The organism is Streptomyces sp. NPDC001744 (assembly GCF_042892575.1).
Taxonomy (GTDB): Bacteria; Actinomycetota; Actinomycetes; order Streptomycetales; family Streptomycetaceae; genus Streptomyces.
The window spans coordinates 168,223-184,074 of record NZ_JBIAUG010000008.1; the positions used below are offsets into that span (position 1 = coordinate 168,223).

14 protein-coding genes and 1 riboswitch are annotated in these 15,852 nt (G+C 73.4%); of the genes, 10 read left to right on the forward strand and 4 right to left on the reverse strand.

What is annotated here, in order from left to right; all coding sequences use genetic code 11:
* Position 1: 1 nt before the first annotated feature.
* Complete coding sequence (locus ACFYZY_RS12670) at positions 2-610, reverse strand: GNAT family N-acetyltransferase (RefSeq protein ID WP_388692736.1); 609 nt, start codon at positions 608-610, stop codon at positions 2-4.
* A 103-nt stretch (positions 611-713) separates the two neighbouring features.
* Here ACFYZY_RS12670 and ACFYZY_RS12675 point away from each other — a divergent pair, with 103 nt between their 5' ends.
* On the forward strand, positions 714-1,289 hold the full coding sequence (locus ACFYZY_RS12675) for a GNAT family N-acetyltransferase (RefSeq protein ID WP_388692738.1): 576 nt from the start codon (positions 714-716) through the stop codon (positions 1,287-1,289).
* Between the two features lie 243 nt (positions 1,290-1,532).
* On the opposite strand, the gene ACFYZY_RS12680 is transcribed toward ACFYZY_RS12675, so the two are convergent.
* The 3 genes from ACFYZY_RS12680 to ACFYZY_RS12690 form a co-directional block, all read right to left on the reverse strand.
* On the reverse strand, positions 1,533-3,302 hold the full coding sequence (locus ACFYZY_RS12680) for an NlpC/P60 family protein (protein WP_388692739.1): 1,770 nt from the start codon (positions 3,300-3,302) through the stop codon (positions 1,533-1,535).
* A gap of 345 nt (positions 3,303-3,647) precedes the next feature.
* Positions 3,648-4,181, reverse strand: a complete 534-nt coding sequence (locus ACFYZY_RS12685; protein ID WP_388692741.1) for a hypothetical protein — start codon at positions 4,179-4,181, stop codon at positions 3,648-3,650.
* 123 nt (positions 4,182-4,304) lie between these two features.
* Positions 4,305-6,800, reverse strand: a complete 2,496-nt coding sequence (locus ACFYZY_RS12690; RefSeq protein WP_388692742.1) for a YfhO family protein — start codon at positions 6,798-6,800, stop codon at positions 4,305-4,307.
* A gap of 124 nt (positions 6,801-6,924) precedes the next feature.
* Here ACFYZY_RS12690 and ACFYZY_RS12695 point away from each other — a divergent pair, with 124 nt between their 5' ends.
* The 9 genes from ACFYZY_RS12695 to ACFYZY_RS12735 all read left to right on the forward strand — a co-directional run bounded on the left by ACFYZY_RS12695 (position 6,925) and on the right by ACFYZY_RS12735 (position 15,850).
* Complete coding sequence (locus ACFYZY_RS12695; protein WP_388692744.1) at positions 6,925-7,935, forward strand: glycosyltransferase family 2 protein; 1,011 nt, start codon at positions 6,925-6,927, stop codon at positions 7,933-7,935.
* A 79-nt stretch (positions 7,936-8,014) separates the two neighbouring features.
* On the forward strand, positions 8,015-8,659 hold the full coding sequence (locus ACFYZY_RS12700) for a SurA N-terminal domain-containing protein (RefSeq protein WP_388692746.1): 645 nt from the start codon (positions 8,015-8,017) through the stop codon (positions 8,657-8,659).
* A gap of 19 nt (positions 8,660-8,678) precedes the next feature.
* Positions 8,679-9,650 carry a nucleoside triphosphate pyrophosphohydrolase gene (locus ACFYZY_RS12705; RefSeq protein WP_388692748.1) on the forward strand — a complete coding sequence of 324 codons (972 nt, stop codon included), beginning with the start codon at positions 8,679-8,681 and terminating at the stop codon, positions 9,648-9,650.
* On the forward strand, positions 9,647-9,874 hold the full coding sequence (locus tag ACFYZY_RS12710; RefSeq protein WP_388692749.1) for a hypothetical protein: 228 nt from the start codon (positions 9,647-9,649) through the stop codon (positions 9,872-9,874). The genes ACFYZY_RS12705 and ACFYZY_RS12710 overlap by 4 nt, the downstream gene beginning before the upstream one ends.
* An 84-nt stretch (positions 9,875-9,958) precedes the next feature.
* On the forward strand, positions 9,959-11,272 hold the full coding sequence (locus ACFYZY_RS12715; protein WP_388692750.1) for a cytochrome P450: 1,314 nt from the start codon (positions 9,959-9,961) through the stop codon (positions 11,270-11,272).
* A gap of 94 nt (positions 11,273-11,366) precedes the next feature.
* Complete coding sequence (locus ACFYZY_RS12720) at positions 11,367-12,455, forward strand: transglycosylase family protein (protein ID WP_388692752.1); 1,089 nt, start codon at positions 11,367-11,369, stop codon at positions 12,453-12,455.
* A 258-nt stretch (positions 12,456-12,713) separates the two neighbouring features.
* Positions 12,714-12,887: riboswitch (cyclic di-AMP (ydaO/yuaA leader) on the forward strand.
* Between the two features lie 3 nt (positions 12,888-12,890).
* The gene (locus ACFYZY_RS12725; RefSeq protein WP_388692754.1) at positions 12,891-13,619 is read left to right on the forward strand and encodes a transglycosylase family protein; all 729 of its coding nucleotides are present in this window, start codon (positions 12,891-12,893) and stop codon (positions 13,617-13,619) included.
* Positions 13,620-13,956: 337 nt separating this feature from the next.
* On the forward strand, positions 13,957-15,249 hold the full coding sequence (gene eno / locus ACFYZY_RS12730; RefSeq protein ID WP_388692756.1) for a phosphopyruvate hydratase: 1,293 nt from the start codon (positions 13,957-13,959) through the stop codon (positions 15,247-15,249).
* Between the two features lie 130 nt (positions 15,250-15,379).
* Positions 15,380-15,850, forward strand: a complete 471-nt coding sequence (locus tag ACFYZY_RS12735) for a septum formation initiator family protein (protein WP_388692758.1) — start codon at positions 15,380-15,382, stop codon at positions 15,848-15,850.
* The last annotated feature ends 2 nt before the right edge of the window (positions 15,851-15,852 follow it).

A 15,852-nucleotide genomic window follows, 5' to 3' on the forward strand; every position in this document is an offset into this window, starting at 1 on the left:
GTCACGGCGCCTGCGGCTCCCGCCGCATCGCCCACAGGACCGGGCCGCCGCCCGGCAGCCGGAACTCGTCGCGCACGACGAAGCCGAAGTGCTCGTAGACGGGGAGGTTGTCCGGCTTGGAGGACTCCAGGTACACCGGCAGGCCCGCCGCGTCCGCCTTGGCCAGGCCCGAGCGCAGCAGGGCGGAGCCGTGGCCCCGTCCCCGGGCGGCGGGGTCGGCGCCGACGACGGCGAGGTACCAGTGGGGCTCGGCCGGACCGTGCTCGGCGGCGGCCGTGACCGCGTCGCGGAAGACCCCGGCCCGGTCGCCCAGGATCTCCTGGAGCAGCCCGATCGTCTCCGCGTCGGGGACGGCCTTCTCGGCGCCCTCGGGCGCCACCCAGAACGCCGCCGCCGCGTCGGTGCGTTCGCACACGCCGTGGAGGCCGTACTGCCGGGTGAAGAGGGTGGTGAAGTACCGGCGGAGACCCGCCTCGCGACCGGCGTCGCCGGGGAAGAACCAGCGCATCATCGGGTCGTCGCCGAAGGCGGAGGCCAGGATGCGGCCGATCTCCGGAGCGTCGTCGATCACGGCCGGCTTCGGTGTGTTCGTCAGGGGCATGCGGGTCATTCTGCATCCGTGACGACCTTGGTCGGCCGGGGGGTCCCGTACGCCCGGAGGGACGGCCGGGGGAGGGGCCGGGACCAGAGGGGAGACGTGCGACGATCCCCCGGTGACCGAACCGGACGGCCGGGCCGCGCCCGGAACCCCGCGCACCGAACGCCTCGACCTCGTACCGCTCGCCGTCGCGCACGCCGGGGAGATGGCGGAGGTCCTGGCCGACCCCGCCCTGTACGCCTTCACCGGGGGCGAGCCCCTGGACCCGGCCGCGCTGCGGGCACGTTACGAGCGGCTGACCGCCGGATCGCCGGACCCGGCCGTGACCTGGCACAACTGGGTGGTGCGGCTCCGTGCCGAGGACCGCCTCGCCGGGACCGTGCAGGCGACCGTCACCGGGGGCGGACGGGTCGCGGAGGTCGCCTGGGTCGTCGGGACCGCCTGGCAGGGACGCGGGATCGCCCGCGAGGCGGCCCGCGCCCTGGTCGGGCTGCTCACGGACCGGGGCGTGCGGACCGTCGTCGCCCACGTCCACCCCGGCCACACCGCCTCCGCCGCCGTCGCCCGCGCGGCCGGCCTCGCCCCGACCGGCCGGATCGTGGACGGGGAGGTCCGCTGGGAGCGGCGGACGGACGCCCCCGCCGGCCCGACCGGTCCGATGACGGGTCCGAGGCCTTCAGGTCGTCTCTGACGCGGTGCCGACCGTGCTGAACATGGGCGTCCGGACGATCGAGTCGCGCCGGGCACGTCCCGACCCGGGTGCGTGTCCTCTGGTGCGTCGAGGGAGCAGTGGTCGCGGAGGCCGACCGGTTTACCGTTGTCCCTCTGCTCGACCACGGCGACGACCTCCGCCGGATCACCGAGGGCCCCGACGTTGATCCGGCCGTCCGGCCGTGGGTGTACTTGAGGAGTGGGCCGGGCCGTGGGCCGTGCGTCAGATGCGGTGCACGGTGTGGAGCTTCGTGGCGTACGTGCCCGTGCCGTCCAGGGTGGAGGAGCCCGCCAGGTCGGACATGGTCGGGCCGTTTCCGGTCTTGCGGCTGGAGAGGAAGCGGCGCTTGCCGTTCGTGTCCCTGCCCAGGTAGATGCCGACGTGGTCGACCGTGACGGTCGGGCTGTCGTCGCCGGAGTCGGCGTTGAAGAGGACCAGGTCACCCGGCTGCAGCAGGGTCGCGGCGGGCGGGGTGCCGCCGGTCGTCCGGTCGATGCGGGTCCCCGGAGCGTAGTCCACCATGTCGCGGGACTTGCGCGGCAGACGCGTCCTGGAGGTGTCGGCTCCGGCCGCCATCGGGACCCGGTGGTGGTAGCCGAACACCATGCGCGTGTAGCCGGAACAGTCCAGGTTGCCGACCTGCTTGCTGGACGGGCCGGTGTAGGTGCCGTCCGGGAAGGTCCAGCCGAGGTTCATGTACTCGTGGAAGTCGGCGCCCTCGTAGCGGTTGCCCCGCGGGTCGAGGTAGCCGTAGCCGGCCTGGCCGAGGACCTGCTTGCCCGCCGCGGCACCCGTCCCCGCGGTCACGGCGGGCGCGTCCGGGAGGAACATCGCCGCGCAGGCGAGGACGTCGGGCGCGGTCGAGCCGGCCCAGGAGCGGATCTGCGCCTCCAGCGCCGGAGTCCAGGTGCCGTCGAACGGCTGCTCCAGAACGCGCACCCAGTCGGTGTGGGTGACGGTCGGCAGGGTCTCCCACGTGGCGGCGGTGACCTCGAAGCGGCTGACGGTGAGCTTGATCGGCAGGTTGGTGCAGCCGTCGTTGGCGAGGGCCCGAAGGCCCACCCGGCCCTTGCCGAAGGTGGTGTCGTCGACCTCTGTGGTCCAGGCGGCCGGCTCGATCGTGTTCGTGCGCCAGGCCTTGACCTGGATCTTGGTTCCTTCGCGGCGGACCCGTATGGTCCAGTCGGTGCCGGCGGCGACGCCGGTGGCCAGGGAGATCGCCGGTACCAGCTGCGTGACGGCGTCGGCGACCTCCTTCTCGACACGGAGCTCGACGGCACCCGTGGTCGTGAAGGACAGCCGGGCCCGGTAGCTGTTGTGTGAGTCCTGATAGCCGAAGGACAGAGCGTACGAGCACGCCTGACCGGTCGGCACCTTGTCGAAGTTGGCCACCGACCGTACGTCGACGTCGGTGATCTCCCCGTCGCGGACGCTGGCGTGGCGGCTCGCGTAGTCCGTGGTCAGGTTGATGACGCCGGCGCCGGGGGTCACCGAGTAGTCGGAGGCGGCGCCGCCGAGGGTGGTCCACCCACCGCCGCCGGGAGCGGTGCCCCAGTACACGCGGTCGGCCTCGGGGAGGGACAGGTCCGGCAGGGTCCGCTGGAAGTCGTCCACGAAGGGCCGCTTGTTCTCGGTGAAGGTGCGCTCGGGGCCGGGAAGCAGCACCGTACGGGCTCCGAGCGTCAGCAGCGCGACGCGCTTGCCACCGGAAGTGACCTCGGTACGGGCGGGAGTGCCGGACAGCACGCTGGTGCTGAGCGCGCCGAGAGCGACGGGGGTGAACCAGTCGGCGCCGAGGGGGGAGACGGTCACCGCGGAGCGGGGGGTGCTCAGGCCGGGCGCGGGGCCGGCGAGCGGGGCCGGGGCGGGAGCCGCAGCCGTGGCGGCCGTCTGAGCGGCACGGGCCGGGCCGGCGGTCAGGGACGCGAGGGGAACCGCGGCGGCGGTGGCGGACAGCGCGGTGAGCAGGCTGCGGCGGGAGGTAGGGGTCATGGCAACATCATCCGGTTGCTCGTCAACCGCGTGCGGGCGGGGCCGATTTCGGCGCCGAGGCCCACGGCCCGCGGATCTGCGACCGGGCACGCGTCGAAGTGCGGCCCTGACACCGGCCCGACCGCCGCCACGGGGTTCTCGCCCGCTGCGGAGTCGCCCGTCCGCGGGAGAGGTCTCCTCCTCCATCGCCTCCCGCCCCGCCGGGGCCACGCCGGACGAGCTGAACCACCCTCACCGAAACCGGCGAACCGCTCCGAGCCGTCTTCCGTCTTCGTGGCCCTGCCCACCCCACCGGGGTTCTTGCCGATCAGGCCGGGATCGCCCGGCACCGCGCCGCGGGCTCCGTCAGTCGGGGAAGGAGAAGTAGAGCGCCTCGCCGTAGAAGGACGCGAAGTGCCTCTGCCAGTCGGCTCGTACCGAAGCCAGCCAGTCGTCGTTCCGGCCGACGATCGCCGCCTCGGCCTCGGCGACGGCGTCGGGGATGTCCTCGGACACCAGACGCCGCACGCTCTCTGCCGGATCGTCGTCCGCCATCGAGACGATCTCCCCCGTCTCGAGGAGGAAGTACTTCGCCTGCTGCTTCTCGAGGTGGGCCGTGGTCCTGGCGACGCATTCGGCGAACTCGGCGTCGTCCTCCAGGCCCTTGCCGACCGCGCGCAGGAGGTCGAGGAGAAGGGCCGCCCCGTCGGCGTAGTCCGCGGCGATGCCGATCGGAGGGTTCCAGATCATGGACGGGACGATCGTCGTTCCGCGCCCCACCATGAGCTTGTGCGCGAGGGGGACGTCCCAGTTGTGCTCGGATATGCATCGGACCCGTTGGGGGATCTCCGCCTCGTTCGGCATCGAGTCTGCCGAGTAGAGATATGAACGGTTTGCCATGGCGGGGACGCTAGCACCGGGGACCGACAACGTCGGCGCCGTCGGGCTCCTTCCGCGCGGACACACCGCACTCGCAGGCAAACCACCCGCCAGCCGTGTCCCCGGCCTCACAGGGCAATACACCTAGGCGCCGGGCGGCGACGGGGCCCGGGCCCGCCTCCGCGCGGTCACCGCCGTCGCCGCCAGCAGCAGCGCCGCCGCCGCGCCCGCCGCCAGGCCCGCCCGCAGGCCCGGGGGCCGGAACGCGCAGGAGATCTCCGTGCGGCCGTCCCCGAGGGGAACGGCCAGGAAGCCGCCGTACGAGACCGGTCCGGCGCCCTCGCAGTGCCAGCCCGCCGTGCGGGGGACCGCCACGACCGCCGTGCCCCCGCCCGGCGGGAGGACCGCCCGTATCCCCGACGGGGTGACCTCCACCGAGGTCGCCGCCCGGGCGCGGAGGGCCGTCACCGCCGCGCGCAGGCGGCCGTGGTCCAGGCAGCCGAGCTCGCCGGGGCCCGGGAGGGACGGCCGCAGGCCGGGGACCCGCTGGAACCCGAGGGACACCATCGCCTCCTGCCGCTTCGGCCGGCCGCCCCGGAGCCGGACCTCGCGGTCGCCCAGGCGGGCCCGGCCCGTGGCGTCCGGAGCCCAGAGGAAGACCTCCGTGCCGACCGGGCACGCGCCCGCGCGCGGGGTCCCGTAGACCCGGGAGCCGAGCAGGAGTTCCTGGTTGCGGAAGGGCGACGGGCCGTAGACCGGGGGCGGCCCCGGCGGCCGTACCGTCACCAGGGGGAGACGGACGTCCGTGCGGACCACCGCGCCGTTCCGCCACCGCGCGCCCACCCCGGACAGCGCGTCCGTCACCGGGTTGTCCAGGCCCATCAGGTTCCGGCCCCGCGAGGTCCAGCCGCCGCCCAGCGCGTCCAGGGTGGAGGTGAGGACCGCCGGGGTGTGGCTGCTGTAGTACGCGGCGCCCTGGCCGCCCAGGAGCAGCGGGTCGTTGCCCGCGATCCGGGGGAGTCCGGAGTCCGTGCGGTACGCGGGCCAGCCGTCCGCCGCCGCCAGGGCCGCCGCCCGCCGCTCCGCCGCCGCGCCCAGCGCCGGGTAGTCGTCGAGCCGTCCGAGCCGTTCCCGGTCCGCGTACGCCGTCGTCGCCGCCGACTGGCCGACCAGCGTCCCCGTCACCAGGAGCGCGGCGAGCAGTCCGTACCGGCCCCGGCGGGGGAGGAGCAGCGCGCCCGCGACGGCCGCGAGGCCCGCGCCCGCGAGCGGGAGCGACCAGGGGGTGAGGAGCGGGCTCGGCAGCGCGGCGAGCGCGAGGACGAGGACGACCGCCGCGCCGCCCGCGACCGCCCGGCGGCCCGGACCGCCGGGGAGGGGTCCCGCCCCCGTCCGGCCTCCGTCGCTCTCCGCTCCCGGCCGCTCCCCGCCGGAGCCCGCCCCCGGCCGGCCTCCGTCCGGGACCGCCGGGGCCCATTCCCCGTCCGGAACCGTCCCCGCCCCGCCTCCGGTCAGGCACGTCCACGCCGTCAGGACCAGCACGCCGGAGAGGACGAACGTCTGCCGGTACGGGCTGCCGTTCGGCGTCGCGAAGGCGTGCCAGAGCAGATGTGTCGGCCCCCACTGCATCGACGCCGCCACCGCCGCGCACAGCCCCGGCCACAGCCACCGCTCCCGGCCCGGCACGTCGCGGCGGAAGAGCAGCGCCCCCGCGAGCAGCGTCACCGCCGTGCAGACGTAGGCCGCCGGGGTGGAGAAGCTGTAGGTCAGCGGGAGCAGCCGGGCCAGGACGTCCGTGCCGGCCGCCGGGGCGAACTCCCGGACCAGGCCCGGGTGGGCGTGCCGCGAACCGAGGAGGACCGGGACCAGGACGGGGGCCGCGAGGCCCACCCCGGTCACCGCCGTCACCGCCGCCCGCAGCAGCGTCCGCGCCCGGAAGGAGTCCGTCACCGCCAGCCGGACCAGGAGGACGAGGAGGGCGCCCAGGGTCGCCATGTACGCGGTGTAGAAGTTCGCCACCCAGCAGACCGCCACCACCAGGGGCCCCAGGAGCGGCCGGCGGCCCTCCCGCACCCACTCGCCCACCAGGCAGAGCAGGGGGAGGGCGATCAGGCCGTCCAGCCACATCGGGTTGTAGGTGGCCTCCACGACCGACCAGCCGCACAGCGCGTACGAGGCGCCCAGGACCGCCGCCCACCACCACGCGCCCGGCCCCAGCCGGCGCAGCAGGTGCGTCATGGCCGCCGCCGCGACCGCCGTCTTCAGGACGGTGATCGCGTACACCGCGTACTCGATGTCCCCGCGCGGGAAGAGCGCCACCAGCGGGGCGAAGGGGCTCGACAGGTAGGTGCCGTAGTCGGGCAGGAAGGCCGTGCCCCAGCCCGCCCGCCAGTCGAAGAGGAGACCGCCGTCCGCCCGGCCCCGGAGCAGGTCCCACAGGTGCGCGTGGAACGGCACGAACTGGTTGGCGAGGTCGTTGACGGACCGGCGGTCCGGCCCGAAGGGGAAGACCCGGGCGACGGCGTCCCCGCCGCAGACGGCGACGACGGAGAGCGCGGCGGCGAACAGCGCGGGAAGCGCGGCGGCGAGCGGCGCGGGGAGTGCGGCGGCGAGCGGGCGCGGGCCCTTGGAGTTCGGCATGACGGGTCGAATATGTCAGCGTTTCCCAGGCCGGGAACCGGTCCCGAGGGACAGTTCACGCGATGGCTGCCGAGGGGTCATGCGCGCGTCAGATCGGGGGGTCGGGCCCCGCTATCATGACCGCGTGCTGCTCTCGATAGTCGTCCCGTGCTTCAACGAGGAAGACGTTCTCGCCCGTTTCCACGACCACGTCACCGCCGAGCTCGAACGCTTCGACGGCGAGTTCGAGATCGTCTACGTGGACGACGGGAGCCGGGACAAGACCCTGCTGATCCTCCGGGAGCTCGCGGAGCGCGACCCGGGCCGGGTCCGCTACCTCTCCTTCAGCCGCAACTTCGGCAAGGAGGCCGGCATGCTCGCCGGGCTCCGGCACGCGTCCGGCGACGCCGTCGTGATCATGGACGCCGACCTCCAGCACCCGCCGGAGCTGGTGCACCGCATGGTCGCGCTGCACGCCGAGGGGTACGACCAGGTCGTCGCCCGCCGCACCCGCGAGGGCGACCGCGTCACCCGCACCCTCACCGCCCGCCTCTACTACTGGGCGATCAACCGGCTCGTGGACGTCGAACTGGTCGACGGCGTCGGGGACTTCCGTCTCCTGTCCCGCCGGGCCGTCGACGCGGTCCTCGACCTCGGCGAGTACAACCGCTTCTCCAAGGGCCTCTTCTCCTGGGTCGGCTTCCCCACCACGACGTTCTCCTACGAGAACGCCGTCCGTGAGGAGGGCCGCTCCAAGTGGTCCTTCGGCCAGCTCCTCAACTACGGCCTCGACGGCCTGCTCTCCTTCAACAACAAGCCGCTGCGCGCCGCCGTCCACCTCGGCCTCCTCCTTCTCCTCGTCGCCCTCGGCTACGCGGCCTGGATCGTCGGGTCCGCCCTGGTCAACGGCGTCGACGCCCCCGGCTACGTCACCCTCCTCGTCGCCATCACCGCCCTCGCCGGCGTCCAGATGATGATGATCGGCCTCATCGGCGAGTACGTCGGCCGCATCTACTACGAGGTGAAGCGGCGGCCCCATTACCTCCTGAAGGAGACGCACGAGGACCGGGGACGGACCGCGGGCGGGGAAAACGCGGGACGGGCCGGTACCCGGGCGGCGGACGAGCCGTTGTGGGAAGCAGTCGCCCCGAAGTAGTGGCTCCGGCCCGGGTGACTCCCTACCATCGATCACCGCAGGGTCGTTCCACCGACGCACGACCGCCCGGGAGGCTCCTTTGCACCGCCGCACCGCGCTCACCGTCTCCGCCGCGCTCCTCGCCGCGGCCCCGCTGCTCACCGCCTGCGGAAGTGACGCCCATCCGGGGGCGGCGGCCGTCGTCGGCGGCGAACGCATCGACGTCTCCAGCCTCCAGGCACAGGTGAAGGACGTGCGGGCCGCGCAGGAGGCGTCCCCGCAGGCCGACCGGCTGGTCGGGAGCGACGGCGACCTCGGCCGCCGCAAGCTCAACGTCATGATCTTCGACCGGATCGTCGAGAAGGTCGCCCGGGACAACGGCGTCACCGCCACCCGCGCCGAACTCCAGCGGACCCGGACGGCCTTCGTCCGCCAGAGCGGCGGCGAGGACCGGCTCGCCGGCGTCCTCCTCCAGGAGCAGGGCGTGGCCCCCGGCCAGATCGACGGCGTCGTCCGCCGCAACGTCCTCATGAACAAGATCGCCGAGAAGCTGGGCGTGGACGACGGCCCCGAGGGCCAGAAGAAGCTCACGCAGGTCTTCTCCGCCGCCTCCGCGGACCTCGCCATCGACGTGAACCCGCGCTTCGGCGCCTGGAACGACGCCGAGGTCCGGCTCACCTCCACCACCGCGCCCTGGCTGCGCCGGACCACCGAGGACCCGGCCGCCGTCGAGGCCGGTGCCTGAGTCCGGGTAGGTTCGGGGGGTGACTTCCGAGAGCCCCGGCCGCATCGTCCTGCTCACCGCCAGCCACCGCGTCGCGCCCGGACTGCTGTCCTGGCCCGCCTGGCAGGCGCTGCACGGTGCGGACCGGGTGCTCTGCCCCGACGAGCGCCACCCCCAGCTGCCGTACCTGCGCGAGGCCGGGATCACCGTCGAGCACGCCCGCCCCACCGCCGGGGAGCTGGTCGAGGCGTGCGCCGGGGGCCGTACGGTCCTGGTCCTGCCCTCCGGCGAGGGCGACCGGGACCTCACCGACGGCCTCGCCCGGCTCGCCGGCTCCGGCCGGGCCGTCATGCCCGACCTGGAGCTGCTGCCCGGCTCGTACGACCTGCCCGGCGCCCGCCTCCTGGACCTCGTGCAGATCATGGACCGCATCCGGCGGGTCTGCCCCTGGACCTCCGCCCAGACCCACGAGGGGCTCGTCCCGTACGCCGTCGAGGAGGCGTACGAACTCGTGGAGGCGATCGAGGACGGCGACCGGACCGCGCTGCGCGAGGAGCTGGGGGACGTCCTGCTCCAGGTCGTCTTCCACGCGCGGATCGCCGAGGAGGACCCGGAGGAGCCGTTCTCCGTGGACGACGTGGCCGGAACGCTGGTCGAGAAGCTGGTCCACCGTCATCCGCACGTCTTCGGGGACGCGACCGCCGAGACCCCCGAAGAGGTCCACGCGCACTGGCAGCGGACCAAGGCGATCGAGAAGCGGCGGGAGTCCGTCACCGACGGCGTGCCCCTCGGACAGCCCGGCCTCGCGCTCGCCGCGAAGCTGGCGGGCCGGGCGCGGGCGGCCGGACTCGGCGTGCCGCTCCCGGCGGACGAGGGCTTCGGGTACGACCTGCTCGCCCTCGCCGCCCGCGCCGAGGCGGCCGGCGTGGACCCGGAGGCGGCGCTGCGGGCCGCCGCCCGCACGTACCGCGACGCGATCCGCGCCGCGGAGGGACTGGAGGAGAAGGCGTGAACGAGGGCGACGAGAACAGGACCTCTCCGGAGGTCTCCCGGAAGGCGTCCCGGGGGGACCTGGCGGCGGGGGCGGGCGGGACCGTGCTGTTCCTGCTGCTCCTCGCGTGGGGTGCGACGAACGACGACTCCCCGGGGTGGCCCCTCATGGTCGCGGCGCTGGGCGCGGTCCTGAGCGTGGCCCTGCTCGTCCAGTGGGTGGCGCAGGGGCGGCGCGCGGAGTGAGCGACGGCCCCTCCCGCAGGGGCCTCCCGCTGGGGGCCCGCAGGGGAGGGAGGGGCGCGCGAGGGGGCGCTGTACGGTCGGGGGGTGAGTGACAGCACCGCCCCGGCCCCGGCCCCCGGCTCCGGGGAGACCCCCGAGCTCTTCACCTGGGAGTTCGCCACCGATCCGTACCCGGCCTACGCCTGGCTGCGGGAGCACGCGCCCGTGCACCGGACGACGCTGCCGAGCGGGGTCGAGGCATGGCTCGTGACGCGGTACGCGGACGCCCGGCAGGCCCTCGCGGACCAGCGGCTCTCCAAGAACCCCGCGCACCACGACGAGTCCCCGCACGCCCGGGGCAAGACGGGCATCCCGGGCGAGCGCAAGGCCGAGCTGATGACCCATCTGCTCAACATCGACCCGCCGGACCACACCCGGCTGCGGCGGCTGGTGTCGAAGGCGTTCACCCCGCGCCGGGTCGCCGCGTTCGCCCCGCGCGTCCAGGAGCTGACCGACCGGCTCATCGACGGCTTCGTGGAGAAGGGGAGCGCGGACCTCATCCACGAGTTCGCCTTCCCGCTCCCCATCTACGCCATCTGCGACCTGCTCGGCGTGCCCCGCGAGGACCAGGACGACTTCCGTGACTGGGCCGGGATGATGATCCGGCACGGCGGAGGCCCGCGCGGCGGGGTCGCCCGGTCGGTGAAGAAGATGCGCGGCTATCTCGCGGAGCTGATCCACCGCAAGCGCGAGGGCCTGGGGCGGGAAGAGGGGGACGACCTGATCTCGGGGCTCATCCGCGCCTCCGACCACGGCGAGCACCTCACCGAGAACGAGGTCGCCGCCATGGCCTTCATCCTTCTCTTCGCGGGCTTCGAGACCACCGTGAACCTGATCGGGAACGGGCTCTACGCGCTGCTGCGCCACCCCGGGCAGCGGGAACGGCTGCAGGCGTCCCTCGCCGCCGGGGAGACCGGCCTCCTGGAGACCGGGATCGAGGAGCTGCTGCGGTACGACGGGCCCGTGGAGATGGCGACCTGGCGGTACGCGACGCGGGCGCTGACCATCGGCGGGCGGGAGATCCCGGCGGGGGACCCGGTGCTCGTGGTGCTCGCCGCCGCCGACCGGGACCCGGAGCGGTTCGACGGGCCCGACACGCTCGACCTCGCCCGGCGCGACAACCAGCACCTCGGGTACGGCCACGGCATCCACTACTGCCTGGGCGCGCCGCTCGCCCGCCTCGAAGGGCAGACGGCCCTGGCGACCCTGCTGACCCGTCTGCCGGACCTGGCGCTCGCCGTCGATCCGGCCGGACTGCGGTGGCGCGGGGGGCTCATCATGCGTGGTTTGCGCACGCTTCCGGTGGAGTTCTCCCCCTCCGTACCGGTCCTTCCGGCTGACGGCGTGTCAGAAATGTGATCTTCACGTGATCGGGGAGCCATCGACTTGTGACGGACGTTCGAATGCGGCTACGTTTCGCGGCAGTCTCAGCCGTCACGCGAAAGGCGCTTCTATGCGTTCCGGGAACGGACGACACCGTCGCCCCCGTCAGGCCCCCGCCCTCGTCGTCGCCGCCGGGGTGACCGGATCGGCCATGGCGCTGCCGCTGCTCGCCACCGGTTCCGCCTCCGCCGCCGACGCCGCCACCTGGGACCGGGTAGCCGAGTGCGAGTCCGGGGGGCAGTGGAGCGCCAACACCGGCAACGGGATGTACGGCGGACTCCAGTTCACCCAGGAGAGCTGGGAGCGCCACGGCGGCCTGGTGTACGCGCCCAGCCCCGACCTCGCCAGCCGGGCCCAGCAGATCGCGGTGGCCGAGAAGGCCCTCGCCAAGGGCGGTGTCGAGTGGGCCACCTGCGCGCCGATCGCGGGCCTGGCGAACGACGGGAAGGCCACCGGGGTGGACCCGGGCCCGGTCACCGTTCCCGGGTCCCCCGTGAAGCCCGTCCCCGAGTCGGGCTGGAACGCGGGCGGATCGGGTGCCCCCACCGCGACCCCGGAGACCGTGGCGCCCGAAGCGGCCGAGAGGCCCGCGCCCCCGGCCGTCACCGTCACGCCCGCGACGCCGGTGACGCCCGCCTCCCCGACCGCGCCGGCCACCCCGGTCGCTCCGGTGCCTCCCAGCACGCCGGGCGCGCCGACCGGAACGACAGCCCCGACCGCGCCGGTCACTCCGGCCGTGCCCGACACATCCGTTACGCCCGTTACGCCCGTTACGCCGGAGGGCGGCGAGGTGACGGTCATGCCCGGCACCGGCAAGCACCGGGGCGGGGCGGACCTGCAGGAAAGCATCAAGTCGGGCACTTCCGTCGAATCCGGCAGACATGCCTCGGGCGAGGACAAGCTCGCCGAAAACCCTGCGGGTACTCCGGTGACCGACGGGGTGGAGAATTCGGGCGTAACGGACGGTCAGGGCTCTTCGGGTGAATACGTCGTGCGTCCGGGTGACAGCCTGTCGGACATCGCGCGGGCGAACGAACTCCCCGGGGGGTGGACGGCCCTCTACGACGCCAACAAGCGGACCGTGGGGACCGATCCGGACCTCATCCTGCCTGGTCAGAACCTCGAACTGACGCCGGCTCCGAACCCGGCGGCGGGGTAGTTCGGGAGCTTCTGTCCGGATCCATGCGAGTGAGACATGGGTCTCTTTGTCCCAACTGGCGTGTCGTGCCCGGAAGCTCTGCTTCCGTCACCTCCCACCTGCGCAAACGGGCCCCACTGGAGTGCAAGGAGAGGCGAAATTAGTCATATGAGCCTCTTTGAACTTCGGGGGGGTCTGTGCGTACGGTCGTCATCGCTCGCCACCGCGGGCCCCTTCGACCGAAACGCCGAATCCTGCCGTCGGTCGTGGGGAACAGTCGTCGCGCAAGCGCCGAAGGCAGGAGCGGGGGACCCAAGGTAAGCGCCGGCCCCGGCCGTTGAGACAGACGGCCGACGATCGGCTTGGGGTGAAGCCGCGTGCTAGGACACGCGGCCGGGCAACTCATTGGCCCGAACCCGACAGCTCACCTCGCAGGCGTCGGTGAGGAGAAACTCCATGCTGTTTTCCGCCAAGGGCAAACACCGCCGTCCCTCCAGGGCCACCCAGGTCGCCGCGCTCGTCGGCGTCACCGGTGTCGCCGTCGCCGCCCCGCTGATGACCGCGGGCGCCGCCTCGGCCGCCACGGCCTCCGAGTGGGACCGCGTCGCCCAGTGCGAGTCCGGTGGCAACTGGTCCATCAACACCGGCAACGGCTTCTACGGCGGCCTCCAGTTCACGTCCTCCACCTGGGCCGCGTACGGGGGCACCGCCTACGCCCCGCGCGCCGACCAGGCGTCGAAGTCCCAGCAGATCGCCGTCGCCGAGAAGGTCCTCGCGGGCCAGGGCAAGGGCGCCTGGCCGCACTGCGGCGTCGGCCTCTCGGGCGCCTCGTACGGCGGCTCCGCCGAGAGCGCGACGGAGCAGGAGAAGCCCGCGAAGAAGCAGCGGACGCAGAAGCGCTCGGCCGAGCAGCCGACCACCCGCAGCGAGCAGCGCCAGGCCCCGAAGAAGGCCGAGAAGCGCCACGCCGCTCCGCAGTCCGCCCGGAAGACCGTCACCACCCCGACCGGCGAGACGGTCAAGAAGGGCGACGGCGAGTACAAGGTCGTCACCGGCGACACCCTCAGCAAGATCGCCGAGGCGCAGGGCGTCGAGGGCGGCTGGGCCCGGCTCTTCGAGCTGAACGACGACGTCGTCGAGAACGCCGACCTGATCTACCCGGGCCAGCAGCTCCACCTGAAGTGAGTCCGGCGGGTCGCGTGAGTCCGGCGGCTCACGCGGCCCCGACGGCCCTCCCGCGGTGACCACCCCGGTCCGGCGCGCCCTCCCCCGTGCGCGCCGGACCGGGGTTCCCCCTTTTCCCGGGCCGGGTCCGCTCGTACGGGAGTACGGGCCCCATGACGGTTACCATCCAGTAGATACGGGGTGATTCGCCCCCATGCGCGTGCCCTTGGGTCCTTTTTCGTCCCAGGGTGCGGGCGCCCGGCCGACCGGAGCCCCCGGGACGGTTAGGCTCTTGCCGCAAGGCCGAGCGACCCCGCACCGACCTTGCGTCACATCCAGCGTCACATCCCAGAAGGAGATGCTCGTGCCGTCCATCGACGTCGTCGTAGCCCGGGAAATCCTGGACTCCCGAGGCAACCCCACGGTCGAGGTCGAGGTCGGCCTCGACGACGGCAGCACCGGCCGTGCTGCCGTCCCGTCCGGCGCCTCCACCGGTGCGTTCGAGGCCCTGGAGCTCCGCGACGGCGACCCCGGCCGCTACCAGGGCAAGGGCGTCGAGAAGGCCGTCCTCGCCGTCATCGAGCAGATCGGCCCTGAGCTGGTCGGCTACGACGCCACCGAGCAGCGCCTGATCGACCAGGCCATGTTCGACCTGGACGCCACCCCGGACAAGTCCTCGCTCGGCGCCAACGCCATCCTCGGCGTCTCCCTCGCCGTCGCGCACGCCGCCTCCGAGGCCAGCGACCTCCCGCTCTTCCGCTACCTGGGCGGCCCGAACGCGCACCTGCTGCCCGTTCCGATGATGAACATCCTGAACGGCGGGTCGCACGCCGACTCCAACGTGGACATCCAGGAGTTCATGATCGCCCCGATCGGCGCGGAGTCCTTCTCCGAGGCCCTGCGCTGGGGCACCGAGGTCTACCACACCCTCAAGGCCGTCCTGAAGCGCAAGGGCCTCTCCACCGGCCTCGGCGACGAGGGCGGCTTCGCCCCGAACCTGGAGTCCAACCGCGCCGCCCTCGACCTCATCCTCGAGGCGATCAAGGAAGCCGGTTACGCCCCGGGCAAGGACATCGCGCTCGCCCTCGACTGCGCCGCCTCCGAGTTCTACAAGGACGGCGCGTACGAGTTCGAGGGCAAGTCCCGCTCGGCCGCCGAGATGACCGAGTACTACGAGGAGCTGGTCTCCGCGTACCCGCTGGTCTCCATCGAGGACCCGCTGTTCGAGGACGACTGGGAGGGCTGGAAGGCCATCACCGACAAGCTCGGCACCAAGGTGCAGCTCGTCGGCGACGACCTGTTCGTCACCAACCCGGAGCGCCTGGCCCGCGGCATCGAGGAGGGCAGCGCCAACGCCCTGCTCGTCAAGGTCAACCAGATCGGTTCGCTGACCGAGACCCTGGACGCCGTCGAGCTGGCCCAGCGCAGCGGCTTCAAGTGCATGATGTCCCACCGCTCCGGCGAGACCGAGGACGTCACCATCGCGGACCTGGCCGTCGCCACCAACTGCGGCCAGATCAAGACCGGCGCCCCGGCCCGCTCCGAGCGCGTCGCCAAGTACAACCAGCTCCTGCGCATCGAGGAGATCCTGGACGACGCCGCGGTCTACGCCGGCCGCAGCGCGTTCCCGCGGTTCCGCACCGCGAACTGATCGGCAGAGCAAGGGCTGACGTCCCCGCGGAGGGCCCGGGGCCCTTCCGCAGGGCGGCTTCCGTACGTCCCCGTACTCGGTCCCGTACCGTGTGCGGGGACGTCCGCGTGAACAGGGGAGGCGACACGACATGGCCGTGAAGGACCGGGACCGGTTCTCGACCGCGACCCGGATCAGACTGCTCGGCGAGCAGACCGCCGCCCGTGTCTACCGCTCCCAGACCCGCCGTCAGGCCCGCCGCTCCCGGCTCACCGGCCGCGCGGCCTTCCTCGCCCTCGTCGTCTGCTCCCTGGTCGTGGCGCTCGCCTACCCGATGCGCAGCTACGTCTCCCAGCAGGGCGAGATCGCCGAGCAGGAGCGCCGGGCCGCCGAGGCCGCCCGGCGGGTCCAGGACCTGAGGGACGAGAAGGCCCGCCTGCAGGACCCGGCCTACGTCCGCCGCCTCGCCCGCGAACACCTCCACTACGTGCTTCCCGGCGAGACCGGCTTCACCGTGGACGACCCCGGCGCGGAGCAGCGGCCCCGCGCCGACCGGGGAGCGGCGGACCGCCCCTGGTACGACAACCTCTGGGCCGGCGTGGACGACGCCGACCGCCGCTGACC